The 13,484-nt window shown below is 70.0% G+C and carries 9 protein-coding genes; 5 read left to right on the top strand and 4 right to left on the bottom strand.

Features of this window, described 5'->3' with window-relative positions; genetic code table 11:
• Positions 1 to 69 precede the first annotated feature (69 nt).
• Entirely contained in the window at positions 70 to 1,578 is a 1,509-nt protein-coding gene (locus ABZZ20_RS24080; RefSeq protein ID WP_356872772.1) for an ArsR family transcriptional regulator, read from the top strand.
• A 79-nt stretch (positions 1,579 to 1,657) separates the two neighbouring features.
• On the opposite strand, the gene ABZZ20_RS24075 is transcribed toward ABZZ20_RS24080, so the two are convergent.
• Positions 1,658 to 1,801 carry a hypothetical protein gene (locus ABZZ20_RS24075; protein WP_356872770.1) on the bottom strand — a complete coding sequence of 48 codons (144 nt, stop codon included), beginning with the start codon at positions 1,799 to 1,801 and terminating at the stop codon, positions 1,658 to 1,660.
• A 252-nt stretch (positions 1,802 to 2,053) separates the two neighbouring features.
• Between ABZZ20_RS24075 and ppsA the strand changes: the two genes are divergently transcribed.
• The 3 genes from ppsA to ABZZ20_RS24060 all read left to right on the top strand — a co-directional run bounded on the left by ppsA (position 2,054) and on the right by ABZZ20_RS24060 (position 6,590).
• Positions 2,054 to 4,495 carry a phosphoenolpyruvate synthase gene (gene ppsA / locus ABZZ20_RS24070; RefSeq protein WP_356872768.1) on the top strand — a complete coding sequence of 814 codons (2,442 nt, stop codon included), beginning with the start codon at positions 2,054 to 2,056 and terminating at the stop codon, positions 4,493 to 4,495.
• 53 nt (positions 4,496 to 4,548) lie between these two features.
• Positions 4,549 to 5,007, top strand: a complete 459-nt coding sequence (locus ABZZ20_RS24065) for an Hsp20/alpha crystallin family protein (RefSeq protein ID WP_356872766.1) — start codon at positions 4,549 to 4,551, stop codon at positions 5,005 to 5,007.
• A gap of 278 nt (positions 5,008 to 5,285) precedes the next feature.
• Positions 5,286 to 6,590 (top strand): M48 family metallopeptidase, encoded by a 1,305-nt coding sequence (locus ABZZ20_RS24060; RefSeq protein ID WP_356872765.1) that lies wholly within the window; start codon positions 5,286 to 5,288, stop codon positions 6,588 to 6,590.
• A gap of 82 nt (positions 6,591 to 6,672) precedes the next feature.
• On the opposite strand, the gene ABZZ20_RS24055 is transcribed toward ABZZ20_RS24060, so the two are convergent.
• Both ABZZ20_RS24055 and ABZZ20_RS24050 read right to left on the bottom strand, forming a co-directional pair.
• A complete protein-coding gene (locus ABZZ20_RS24055) occupies positions 6,673 to 8,787 on the bottom strand; it encodes a hypothetical protein (RefSeq protein ID WP_356872763.1) in 2,115 nt (704 codons plus the stop codon).
• Between the two features lie 178 nt (positions 8,788 to 8,965).
• Positions 8,966 to 9,322 (bottom strand): hypothetical protein, encoded by a 357-nt coding sequence (locus ABZZ20_RS24050; RefSeq protein WP_356872761.1) that lies wholly within the window; start codon positions 9,320 to 9,322, stop codon positions 8,966 to 8,968.
• 172 nt (positions 9,323 to 9,494) lie between these two features.
• Between ABZZ20_RS24050 and ABZZ20_RS24045 the strand changes: the two genes are divergently transcribed.
• Entirely contained in the window at positions 9,495 to 12,350 is a 2,856-nt protein-coding gene (locus ABZZ20_RS24045; protein WP_356872759.1) for a BTAD domain-containing putative transcriptional regulator, read from the top strand.
• A 261-nt stretch (positions 12,351 to 12,611) separates the two neighbouring features.
• Here the strand turns inward: ABZZ20_RS24045 and ABZZ20_RS24040 are convergent, their stop codons facing one another.
• Positions 12,612 to 13,454, bottom strand: coding sequence for a hypothetical protein (locus ABZZ20_RS24040; RefSeq protein WP_356872757.1), 843 nt, complete (start codon positions 13,452 to 13,454; stop codon positions 12,612 to 12,614).
• Positions 13,455 to 13,484: the final 30 nt, after the last annotated feature.

Below are 13,484 nucleotides of genomic sequence, written 5' to 3'. Positions count from 1 at the left end.
GCGCGCCGGACGGTCACGGGCCTGAGAATGGAACGAGCCCCAGGTGGCTCCGGAGGTGAGGTGCATGGTGTGAACGCCGTACACGGACAGCACGCCCCGGCCGCGGGCCCCGACCCCTCTGGCAAGCCCGACCGGCTCTTCGACCGGGATGACGAATGGGCGGCGTTGCTCGCCTTCTCCACCGATCCGCATGCGAGAACGGGCCTGGGCACCGTCATGGGCCGGCCCCGGCAGGGCAAGACCTTGTTGTTGGAATCGGTGGCACGGGCCACCGGCGGGTTCTACTTCTGCGGTCAGGAGGCCACCGAAGCCGAGACGCTGCGGAGGTTGGGTGAGGAGTACGGGCGGTACCGGCAGGTCTCGGAGCCCAGCCACTGGCACGACTGGACGGAAGCCGTCGACGCCCTGCTCGCGCTGGGTGACTCCGGCCCGCTGCCCGTCATCATCGACTCCTTTCCCGATCTCGTTGCGGCGAGCCCGGCCCTGACGTCCGTCATCCACGGAGCCGTACGCCGCCTGGCGCGCTCGCCGCAGGACAACCGTGCGCGCCTGGTCCTCGCAGGTGATACGGCACCGGTCATGAACCGTTTGTTGGCGCCCTCCTCTCCGTTGGCGACGGTGGCCGTTCTGAGGCTCGACCTGCAACCGCTGGACTTCCGCAAGGCGGCACGGCTGTGGGGCATCGACGACGCCGAGCTCGCCGCCCTCGTGTACGCCGTCGTCGGTGGAACCCCGGCCTACCGGCACGACTACGTGGGCGGCGACGTTCCCGCCGACCGCGCCGACTTCGACGCCTGGGTCTGCCGGACCGTGCTGAATCCGTGCATGCCACTGTTCCGTGAAGCCCGCCACCTCGTGGACGAGGAGACCGGACACCTGAGTCCCGGTGCTTGTCACTCCGTCCTGTCCGCCCTGGGCGCGGGGTGCACCACGCAGGGGGAAATCGCCGTCTTCCTCGGGCAGCAGCTCTCCGATGCCTCTCGTGCCCTCGGCGTGCTGCGTGAGCACGGGTTGATCCGGTCGGAGCAGGACGGGCTGCGGCCGAGTGTCACGCGTCATCGATCCACTGACCAACTCCTGACGTTCGAGCACGCGGTGGCCCGGCCGCGCCGGACCGTGTTGGAGCGGGGTTCCGCCGAAAGGGTGTGGCAGGAGGCGCGCGCCGATTTCAACTCCCGCGTCGCAGGACCCCAGTTCGCGCAGACGTGCCGGGACTGGGTGGTCCGTTTCGCCTCGCCCGACTCCTTCGGCGCCGACCGCGTGACCGCGTCGTACGGCTCACTGGGCGATCCCCCTTCGACCGCTGGACTCGACGCCGAGGTCGTGGTCCGCCAGCAGGACGGTCACGGAACCGGCGCGCTCCTGTCGGTGGGGCTCGCGCGATGGCACACCGGCATGGACATCCACCACCTGCAACGACTGCGCGGCATCCTCGACGCGCTCGCACCAGAAGAAGACGTGAGCCGGGCCCGCCTCGCCCTCTACGGTGCCTCCGGGTTCAGCCCGGAACTGCATGCCGCGCAGGCCCGCGGTGAGGTCATGCTCGTCGATCTCGAACGCCTGTACCACGGTTCCTAGCGCGTGCCGCGCCGGGTCGGCTGCGTACGCCGGTACGCCGATACGTCGGGGTCCAAGGCCTGACGCTGCGGCGCCCCGGTCAAGGGATCGCCGAGGCCGAATCGGCGGCCTCGCGCAGCCACCGCCCGACTTCCCCGTCGAGCACCCCGAGGGTGCGTACGGTGCGTACTTCCCCCACGCCGTTCTGATCCCCCGGGTCGATCGGTCCCTCCTTACGACTCATTCGACCCATTCGGCCCCTTGTGTCTTCCCCCGTCGGCACTGGGGCTGCGGCACCTCCCGGCGTGACCGTGGAAACCCGGACGCAACCCAGGACCGCTTCCCGAAGAGGAGGGGTGAGGACGATGCAGCACCGTCGGATCCAGGCCCGGCCCAAGCAGCCGCGCGAGCCCGCGCCACCGGACCTGCGCACCCCGTCCGGCCGCCCGCTGCCCTACTGAACCCCGTGACCACCCCAGGCACGACGGAGGACCTCATGGCCACCACTCGACGCGTCATACCGTTCGCTGAACTCGGCAGGAAGGACGTCGGCGTCGTCGGCGGCAAGAACGCCTCCCTCGGGGAGATGACCGCCCACCTGGCCTCCGCAGGGGTGCGCGTGCCGTCCGGCTTCGCCACGACGGCGGACGCGTACGCAGAGCTTCTGGACGGCCACGGACTGCGCGGGCGCATCGAGGAGCAGCTCGGACGCCTGACCGACGGAGCTGCGCTGGACGAGGTGGCGGAGGGCATCCGCGCGATGATCCTCGCCGAACCGCTGCCGGCCGATCTGCGCACCGAGATCGTCGCCGCGTACGAGGAGCTCGCCCGCGACCTGGGCCGGGAGGCGCCCGACGTCGCCGTGCGCAGCAGCGCCACCGCCGAGGACCTGCCGGAGGCCAGTTTCGCCGGTCAACAGGAGACGTACCTGAACGTGCGAGGCGCCGCCCAGCTGCTCGAAGCCTGCCACCGCTGCTACGCGTCCTTGTTCACCGACCGTGCGATCGACTACCGGCAACGGATGGGTTTCGACCACCTCTCCGTCGCCCTCTCCATCGGTGTGCAGGTCATGGTCCGCTCGGACCTCGCGGGTGCGGGCGTGATGTTCACCCTCGACCCCGAGAGCGGATTCCCCGAGGTCATCGTGGTCAGCGCCGCGTGGGGTCTGGGCGAGACCGTCGTCAGTGGGCAGGTCGATCCCGATGAGTACACCGTGTTCAAGCCGAGCATGAAGGACCCGGCGCTGGACCCGATCATCGACGTACGGACCGGCGCGAAGCAGAGGAAGGCCGTCTACGCGGAGCACGGCCTGACCCGGACGGTCGACACGGCCCGTGAGGAGCGTTCCCAGCGCGTCCTGACGGATGCGGAGGTCCGCGCCCTGGCGGCCTGGGCCCTGAAGGTGGAGGAGCACTACGGATGCCCCATGGACCTGGAATGGGCCAAGGACGGCCTGACCGGGGAGCTGTCCATCGTCCAGGCCAGGCCCGAGACCGTGCAGTCCCGGCGTCGTCCTTCGACCCTGCGTCGCTGCCGTCTGACCGCCACTCCGGGCGAGGCCCTCGTCGGCGGCATCGCGGTCGGTGAAGCCATCGGCCGAGGCCCGGTCGTTGCCCTGGACGCGCCCGTCGACCTCGACCGCTTCCCGGCGGGCGGGGTCCTCGTCACCGGTATCACGGACCCGGACTGGGAGCCGATCATGAAGCGGGCGTCCGCCATCGTCACCGACCACGGCGGCCGTACCTCGCACGCAGCGATCGTCAGCCGCGAACTCGGTGTTCCCGCCGTGGTCGGCACCGGTCGGGCGACTCGGGTACTGCGCGACGGCCAGGACGTGACCGTCTCCTGCGCCGAGGGCGGGCACGGCCAGGTGTACGAGGGGCTGCTCGCCTACGAGGAGACCGAGACCGACCTGACCGACCTGCCGGACACCCGCACCCGGGTCATGCTGAACCTCGCGGACCCGTCCGCGGCCTTCGGCTGGTGGCGTCTGCCCGCTGACGGTGTCGGGCTCGCCCGGCTGGAGTTCATCGTCGCGCACCAGGTCAAGGCCCACCCCATGGCCCTCCTGCACCCCGAACGGCTCGACCATGCGGACCGGCGTGCGATCGAGCAGCTCACCCACGGCTACCTCGACCGGGGCGCGTACTTCGTCGAGCGCCTCGCCTACGGAATCGCCCGGATCGCCGCGTCCCGCTGGCCCGCCCCGGTCGTGGTGCGGACCAGCGACTTCAAGACCAACGAGTACGCCCGCCTCCTCGGCGGTCGCCCCTTCGAGCCGGTCGAGGCCAACCCGATGATCGGCTGGCGCGGTGCGAGCCGCTATTACAGCGACGGCTACCGCGAGGGGTTCGCCCTCGAATGCAGGGCGCTGCGCCGGGTCCGCGAGGAGATGGGCCTGACGAACGTCATCGTCATGATCCCCTTCTGTCGCACCCTCGAAGAGGCCGACCGGGTCCTGGAGGTCATGGCAGGCCAGGGTCTGCGGCGCGGCGAGAACGGTCTCAAGGTGTACGTCATGGCGGAGATCCCCTCCAACATCATCCTGGCCCAGGACTTCGCCGAACGCTTCGACGGATTCTCCATCGGCAGCAATGACCTGACCCAGCTCACCCTGGGCGTCGACCGCGACTCCGAAGCGCTCGCCCACGTCTTCGACGAGAACAACCCGGCCGTCACGCGCAGCATCCAGGTCCTCGTCCCGCGCGCCCAGTCCGCCGGCCGTACGGTCGGCCTCTGCGGCCAGCGGCCCAGTGACGACCCCGCCTTCACCGAATTCCTCGTCAAGGCGGGCATCGACTCGATCTCCGTCGCCCCGGACAGTTTCGCCGCCGTGAAGCAGCACGTGGCCGCCGCTGAACACAAGAAGGACGAAGAGGGCCGAACGGCCCCTTCCGGGGCCCGAACGCCCCAAGCGGAAATCGCACCCCGTGCGTGAGATGGAAGGAAGACACCTGTCGGCGCCGTAGCGGTGCCGGAAAGGAGGGCGTCATGTCAGGTTCGCAGATGGAGCGGAGGCGTAGCCGCTTCCCGGACTTCAGGGACTGGTTCGGAACCGAGTTTCCCGGGTTCCCGGGGTGGCGGCCGTTCGCGGACACCCACACCATCGCGATCGAGGTCAGCAGTGAGGGTGGTCAGTACACGCTCCGGGCCGAGCTGCCCGGGATGGACCCCGACAAGGACATCCGGATCGAAGTCGAAGGGGACACCCTGACCGTCAGCGCCGAGCACACGGAGAGCACGGAGGAGAAGGACCATTCGGAATTCCGCTACGGTTCCTTCCGGCGCATGGTAAGGCTGCCGGCCCGGATTGTGCCCGAGGACGTACAGGCCGAGTACCACGACGGCATCCTCACCGTGCGCGTGCCGATGCAACCGGAGGCCGAAGGTGCGGTGCGCAGCATTCCGGTGAAGCGCGCCAAGAGCGAGGGCGGCGAAGAGCAGTCATGACCCCGAGGCGGCCACGGCCAAATGGCTGAGGCGAGGCCGCGGAAGGCCAGGTAGGTGCCGGGGTGAGCCGGCGGGTGGACGGTCGGCCGGGACATCCGCCGACCGCTGACTGCAGCCGCGTCCCCGCGGCCGGAACCCGGCCGAAGGCCGGGCTGCCGGGCCGGAGACTGCGGCGAGGTCTCCGGCCCCGCTGCACACGGGTGACCTGAGCATTCCGCGGAGACCGAAGTATCCTGCCCGGGCTGTGGATCATGTTGATCCGCGCGGGGAGGGACATCGTGGAAACAAGCGCTGACGTCGCCCAGCCCGTCACTCAACCGTGCCCGGAGTGCGGGGCGCAGGTGGCCTTCGACGAGCGGTACGTCAACTGGTGCGCGGCCTGCGACTGGAACGTGGACCCCGGTGCGCCGGATCCCGAACCCGGCCGGATCGCCGCCGCGAGGCGGCGGATCGCCCGGACGTACGGGGACCGGCTCGCCGCCGAGATGGAGCGCTCCGGCGTCACGGCCGGGCCCGTCGGGCGCGACGCGGCGACGCTGTTGGCGTACGGGATCTCCCTGCTGGTGCACGGTGGCACCGTGCTGCTCGTGGCCGCGGGGGTCCTGCTGATCCTGCTGGGCCGGAGCACCGGGGTCCTGCCGGCGGTCGGGGTGCTGATGCTGGGCCTGGCCTGGTTGATGCGGCCGCGGCGGATGCGGCTGACCACGTACACGCCCGTGCTGCACCGGGCCGACGCGCCGGCGCTCTTCGAGCTGGTCGACGAGGTCGCGGGCGTCGTCGGGACGTCCGGGGTGCACGCCGTGGTGGTGACCACCGAGGCCAACGCGGCGGTGACGACCTACGGTCTGCGGGGGAGGCGGGTGCTCTTCCTGGGCCTCGGGCTGTGGGAGATCCTCTCGCCCCAGGAACGGGTGGCCCTGCTGGGGCACGAGCTGGGGCACTTCGCCAACGGGGACACCCGGCGCGGCGCCGTGATGGCCGATGCGATGCGCGCCCTGGTCACGTGGTTCTCCATGCTGGCACCCACCTCGCCCATCGGGCTGATGGATCGGTTCGTGAACGCGGTGGTGTTCCTGCCCCGGTGGGCCGTCTACGGGCTGCTCCTGCTCCTGGACCACCTGACGCTGCGCGCCTCGCAGCGCGCGGAGTACCTGGCCGACATGAGTGCGGCCCGTGCCGGGTCCACGGAGGCCGCCGTGGCACTGATGGACCGGCTCCTGGTCTGCGTGCCCGTCGAAGACCACCTGCGGCGGGAGTCGGTGGCGGCCCAGATGAAGGGTGGGCCGGGCGGGCGCGCCGCCCGCGACCAGGCGGAGGACGGGTTGTGGGAGCGCCTGGCCGGGCGCTTCGGTGCAGTGCCGGAGCGTGAGTACGAGCGGTTGCGGCGGGTCGCGGCGCGGCGCGGGCACAGCGTCGACAGCACGCACCCGCCGACCCATCTGCGCCGCCGGTGCGCCGCGACGTTCGGCCCCTTCGCGCCCCAGGTCGCGTACGACCCCCCGCGCGCGGTGGCTCTGGCGGGCGAACTCGCCCCGGCCCGCGCCGAACTGGCCCGACGGGTCATCCGCGACCTCGCGCGCTGAGGAGCGCGGCGCCCGCCCGTCTTCCAGCCTCGGGGGATGTGCGGTCAGCTGGACTTCTCAACGGCTTCACGGCGGCGCACGTTCACGGGCCTTCCGGATGTCCGCCCGCACGCGCTGCCCACATGAAGAGGACGATCACCAGCGAGGTGCCGGTGGCGGCAATTCCGTACTGCCAGGGTGAGGAGCGTCCGAGGCTCACGTGATCGGCCAGCGGAAGCAGCGGTGTGGCCAGCCAGAGTTGGAGGGTCGGGCCGAGAAGTGATCCTGCGGTAGCGGGGATCAAGGCTGCTGCCGACACGCGGCGTGAGAGGAGCCGCTGCCGATGTGGTGTGGCCGCACTCCTGGGTAGGTGTTCCGTCTTCTGGAGTCCCGCCACGGCCGTGAGCGTCATCGCCGTCGCCCACACGGCGATGCCCGTCCAGCCGAACAGCGTCAGCCATCGACTTCGCTCGCCGGCTACGGACGCGCCGCTCAGCCAGGAGTCGCCTACCGCGCTGATGGACGGGGCCATGCCCAAAGAGCGGTTCGCGACATGCTTCACGGCCGGCACGTCGAGCTCGGACCTCCCGTCAGCGACCAGCACCAACTTCCCCGGCTCGGGCGAATCGAGTGCTTGCGCTGACGTGAAGGTGAGATTCTGTACGCCCGCGGTGTACCAGTTGCCCAGAGCTTCGACGCGCCTGTCGACGGGGCCGGTCGGGACGGGAAGCGCCTCCGGGCTGCACGGCAGGCCCAGCTCCGTGAGGGCTTCGCACGGGCCACGCAGAAGTCCCCCGTTCATCTGCGGGGTGGGCTCGAGCACGAGGACGTGCGTACTGGTCGGGAGCGCCCCCACGAACGCCCGGGTGCGGGGGTCCCCGTTGCGGTATTCGGCCACGAGGATCGAGTTGCCCACCTCTGCCTGGGTCTGCCGGGCCTCCGTCACCAGGGCACTCGTGGACGCGAGGAACTGCACGTGGCTGAGCAGCACGATGGCGATGGCGATGCCAGCAGTCGGTAGCGCAATGGGCAGGGGGTGAGCAGCGGCCCTCCGTCCGGCCGTGGTGATGCGGGAGGATCCGATGCGATGCCCGAGCGAGCTGAGACTCCTGCCCGCCGCGCCTACCGCTCGGGTCAGCGCGAGCGGAAGGGCGGCCAGGGTTCCGACCGCGCCGATGACGTTGATCAGGACGCGGGTGTCGGGATCCGGAGCGAACGTGGGTCCGTACGAGGCGAAGAGCAGGAAGGCGAGGCACAGACCGGAGCACCACCTGGCCGGTCCGGCAGAACGGCATCGAAGGGATTTCGTACCGCGCGGAGAAGGGAACGCGCTCGCTGCCAGCGCGAGCAGCCCACCGATGAGCGGTACGGAGAGCAGACAAGGCCACCACGACCGCAGATCGGAGGCGAGGAGTGTGTAATGGGTGATCGGCAGGCGCAGATCACGGATCATGAGAAGTCCCCCCGCACCGATGCCGGCAGCTACCCCCACAGTCACCGGAGTTGCAGCACGACGGAGGCCGGCGAGCATGGTGGAACCGGCATCGGGGCCGTGCGACCGAGGGCGCATGCGGCGGGCCACCAGCAGCAGCACGCCAGCCGGTAGGAGAACGGTCGCCGCTGTCAGTCGGATGAAGGACCGCAGCGGTTGGTCCGACAGGACGTCCCCCAGCGGGTACGGGTGTTTCGCTCCGTAGCCGGAGATCCGTTCCATACGTGAGGGATCCAGCACGTCCCGAACCGGCCGCACGTACGCGAGGCGCTCGTCGGGTGACATGAGTCCGTCCTCCTGGATGGAACCGATCGTCCTGCCGTACCTGGTGACGGCGGTGGGATCTGCCGAAGCCAGTGCCGGCGACAGCACGGCTTCACCGGGCTCCGGCCATCGGGAGAGACCGGGGGGCAGCGGGGAGCCGGGCGAGAGCGGTTCGATGAACACGACGGAGTGTTGGCGGCCGCCGACGGTGTCGAACGTGTGGTACCAGAGCGCGCCAGCACCGGGAGAGCCGGCCGTGACGGACAGGGGGGCGCGTGCCGCGGCGCGCTGTTCCCGGCCGTCGTAAGTGGCCGCGGCTGCGACCAGGCCGATCGTCCCGAGGACCAAGGACACGGTGGCGAGGAGCAGAGCGACGAAGTGGACCCGTCCGGCGGCGGAGGGGCCGGCGGTGCCTGAGCACTCCGTCCGGCGCCGGGCGCCGTCGTGCAGGTGGCTGGTCATCGGGTTCCCTCCCCGTGATGATCCGGTAGTGGCGCACGGTGCCCAAGCGGACCGACTGAGAGCGGCTGTAGCCCTGAACGGAGGCCTCGGGGGCACGAGAGCGGGGCCACGGTTGCTTGCCGCGACCCCGCGTGGATCGGTCGAGCTCGTGTCGTTCGTCCTCGGGTCCTTCTCCTCGTCAGGCTATGCCGTCCCAGGAGCCGCAGGTGTCCCAGAAGGCGTCGTCCACGCACGCCTGGACGCTCGTGACCTTCACGCTGCCAGCCGTGCTGTACGTCGTCGCACCCACCTGGTCCGAACCCCACAGGGTCAGCTCATTGCTGCTTCCGCGGTAGTAGTTGGCGTAGACCTGGTCGCTCGTCCCCGTGTTCTTCACCGCGACCTTGGTGTTCGTGCCGTAGCTGTAGGCGTAGGCCGCGCCGGACACGTAGGAGCGGTAGTCGCCGGCAAGGGCAGGTGCACTGCCCATCAGGGCAGTCAGCACGGCCGCCGCTCCGGCGGCTTTGGCGAGGGTCTTCCATCGGTTCGTGCGCATGTGCTTCCTCTCAGTCGAACTCGGTTCCGAGCCCTTCGGAACCTTTGGCGAGACCGTGTTGCGGCGCCGTGAACCACAGTCCACGCGGAGAATTGGCCAATGTGTGAACGATTCTTGAAAGGCCTGGTCGTCGCGTGAATAGCCCTGCACGGCAGGGGCTATGAATGCGGACATGCCCATGTCCTTCAGCCTCCTCGGTCCCGTGGAAGCACATGTGGACGGCCGAGAGGTCGACCTCGGCCCTGCGCGGCAGCGAAGCGTGCTGGCAGCACTGGCGGCGGAGGTCAACCGCACGGTGCCGTTCACCGAACTGATCGCGAGGGTCTGGGGAGAGGAGGCACCACAGCGAGCGCGTGCCACGCTCCACAGCTACTTGTCCCGGCTTCGGCAGCGGATCGAGGACGGCCACACCCGGATCTTGCGCCGGAGCACGGGATACGTCTTGGCGGCGGAGGAGTCGGCCATCGACCTGCTGCGCTTCCGTGCCACCGTGGCCGAAGCCCGCGAGGGCCCGGTCACCCGCTCGGCGGAGTGCCTGGCGGAGGCACTCGGACTGTGGCGGGGCGAGCCGTTCGCGGGGATCGACTCGCCCTGGTTCCGGGATCTGCGCGCACGGGTGCTGGCAGAGGGCCACGCAGCCCGACTGGACCTCAACGGCGCCCTGCTCGCTCTCGGCCGGCACGCGGAGCTGCTCCCCGAGCTGCAGGCCCAAGCCGCACGGCACCCGTTCGAGGAAGGGTTGATCGCACAGCTCATGCTGGCGCTCCACCGCTGCGACCGGTCGGTCGACGCACTCGCGCAGTACAAGGCCACGCGAGCGACTCTCGCGGAAGAACTCGGCATCGATCCGGGGCCCGCCCTGAGGGACGTGCACCACAGGATCCTCAGGGCGGATCCGGCGCTCAACGCCCCGACTGCCTTGACCACGCACACGAATCCCGACCCGGCGCCCGCCGTCCCACCCCTACCGGTGCCGCGTCAGCTGCCGGCGCCACCAGCGGCCTTCTCCGGCCGCAGCCGTGAGCTGGCCGCCCTCGACGACCTGCTGAAAGCAACGTCCCTGGAGGAACCGGTGCTGGCGGTCACGGCCGTCTGCGGTGCCGGCGGCGTCGGCAAGACGTGGCTCGCGCTCAGGTGGGCACACGATCACCTCGACCTGTTTCCGGACGGCCAGCTGTACGCAGACCTGCGCGGGTTCGATCCCTCCGCCGAGCCGACGTCCGCCGCGGCGGTCGTGCGAGGCTTTCTCGGCGCGCTCGGCAGTGCGCCCGAGGCGACCCCCGCCGAGCCGACCGCCCAATCCGCGATGTACCGATCCCTGATCGCAGGACGCCGCATGTTGATCGTCCTGGACAATGCTCGCGATGCCGACCACGTGCGTCCACTATTGCCGGGCAGCGTCACCTGCGCGGTAGTGGTGACCAGCCGGAACCAGCTGAACGGCCTCACCGCCACCCACGGAGCGCGGAGCCTGGACCTCGCACCCCTCCCCGACGAGGAAGCCCGCCAGATGTTCAGCCGGGCCCTCGGCCGCGACCGGGTGACGGCCGAACCCGAGGCCGTGACCTCTCTGCTGCGGCAGTGTGCGGGGCTGCCCCTGGCCCTGAGTCTCGTCACGGCTCGCGCCGCCGCACGGCCCGACTTCCGGCTCACTGAACTGGCCGAAGAACTCGACGATGCCAGCGCCCGGCTCGACGCGCTGAGCAGCGGGGACCCCACCACCGACGTACGGGCGGTCTTCGAAGCCTCGTACCGCACGCTGGACGACGCGACCGCTCGTCTGTTCGGACTTCTCGGACTCGCGCCGGGACCGGACGTCAGCCTGCCGGCAGTCGCCAGTCTCATCGGTGCGCCCCTCCCGCATGCCCGGACACTCGTGCGGAGCCTGGAGCGGGCACACCTGATCCATCAGCCCCACTTCGGCCGCTACCGCATGCACGACCTCGTCCGTCTGTACGCCGCCGAGCAAGGCGATCACCTGCCCGCCGACACACGGGGCGCGGCACTGGGCCGGTTGACCGCCTTCTACCTCCACACCGCACATGCGGCCAATCAGGCCCTCAACCTGGAATGCCCCCAGTTCCCCCTCGCACCGCCGCCGGCCGGCTGTCTGCCGCTGACCTTCTCCGAACGCGGCCGAGCCATGGCGTGGTGCGAGGCGGAGCACAGCAACCTGACCGCTGCCGTCCAGTCGGCGGCAGTAGCCGGAGACCACGTCACCGCCTGGCAGTTGCCCACCGTGCTCGTCCCGTACTTCACCATGCGAAAGGCGTGGGACGACGCTGTCACCGCCAACGAAACGGCCCTTGCTTCCGCATGCCACCTCGACCACCAGCCGGCCCAGGTCTGGGCCCTCCTGAGCCTCGGCTTCGTCGAGAACCAGTCTCAGCAGCGCTTCGACCACGCCGCGTCCCTCTTCCAGCGTGCCCTGGACATCAGCGGAACCATTGAGGCTCCGTGGGAACAGAGCACGGCCCTCATCGCACTGGCCGAAGCCCGTCGTCATCTGAACCACCTCGACCGGGCACGCATCGCCCTGGAAGAGTCCTTGGACCTGTGCCGCCGGTTCGGCTTCCGCCGACTTGAGGCATGGGCGCTCAAGGAACTCGGCCACACGCTCCGGGAACTGGGGCAGGCGGACCAGTCACTCGGCTGTTTGGACCGTTCACTGACCATCCTGCGGGAAGTCCAGGACCACTACGGCGAGGCGATCACTCTGGAGTGCCTGGGCGAGAGCCACCGCGTGCTGGGGCACTTCGACCAGGCACTCCTTTGTCTGCGCCAGGCCCTGACCATCTGCCGGGCGGACGGCTTCTCCTGGACGGAGGCACAAACCCTGGCGAGCCTGGGGAGGACCCTCGACGCACTGGGTGAAACGGACGCCGCACGGCGGGCGTGGGAGCAGCAACTGTCCGTCCTGGAGGGCCTCAGGCACCCCCAGGCCGAGCAGGTCAGAGCGAAGCTCGCGCCGGCCGTCGGTTCACCCGTGCGTGAAACGACCAAAGGCGTGTGCGGAGCAGGGCCCTGACCCCCGAATCGGGGAAGTGCGCGGTCACATCGGTTGTGCCTCAGCTGTGCCGCAGTTGGACCAGGTCGATGCTCGAAGGATCGCCCGACCAGCTGCGGCCTGCCCGCGCGTCGGGTCCAGACGCCCGAAGACGCCCGCGGCCGAGGCTGCGGGCATCGCCGGACGTCCCTTCCCGGAACGACTGGCTGACGGGTCGTCACGGCGGTAGGTAGCCGCCGCGCCGACCCCACCCGTCACCGGGTCTGCGGCACCCGGGCGTCTTCAGCCCTGCTTTGTGCTGTCCTTCTTGACCGCCTCGGTCAGGTCCGCAGTCTCGTCGGCCGGCGGAGCCGAGACCTCCTTGGTGGCGCCGAAGGACAGGAAGTCCATGCTCATGTTGGTGCTGCCGGTGACCTGCGTCAGCCGGGCAGGCATGCCCTTGTCGTCCACCCACACGTCCACCACGACTTCGCCGCCCGTGGAACCCATGGCCTTCCAGGTCTCCTCGACGCCCTTGTCCAGCTTGTCCATCGGGACGGTCGCCTTGTAGTGCACGGTCGACTTCCCGTTGACGTCCTCCTTGCCGATCTTGTCTACGCCCTTCGCCCACTTGAGCATCTTCAGGCCGGAGGTCGGGTTGGTGGCCGGGCCGCTGAGCTGCGCCGCGCCGGCCTCCCCGATCAGGGCCGAGGCCTCGATCTTCAGCCAGCGCTTCCCCTCGTACTCCCCGGACGGGAGCGGGTCGACCTCGTAGTAGTACGCCCCCTGCACCAAGCGCATGGTGATGGTGCCGTCCTTGACGAGGTCCTCCATCTGCACCTGCTTCGCCGGCATCTCGGCCTGCATGGCGTACCCGTTGCCCCACGAGTAGGTGCCCGTCAAGTCCACCGGCCGGCCGCCCGTATCGGGTGTCGTCATCACCATCTTGATCTCGGCCGACCCGGCCTTCGTCGCGGAGTCCGATGCGCTGCTGAGTGCCGCCACCATCGTCTCCACGGAGTCCGCGGCCTTGGTGACCGTCTTCGCGGTCTCCGTGGCGTTCTGCGCCGCCAGCGAGCAGCCCGTCATTCCCGCCCCCACGAACGCCAGCGCCACGGCGCTGCGCACAGCCTTGCCTGTCTTCATGATCCCCACCCCTGTTGTTCGATTGCAGGA

The sequence above is a fragment of the Streptomyces sp. NPDC006430 genome, assembly GCF_040612395.1.
Classification (GTDB): domain Bacteria; phylum Actinomycetota; class Actinomycetes; order Streptomycetales; family Streptomycetaceae; genus Streptomyces.
This window is presented reverse-complemented; position numbering and strand designations above follow the sequence as displayed.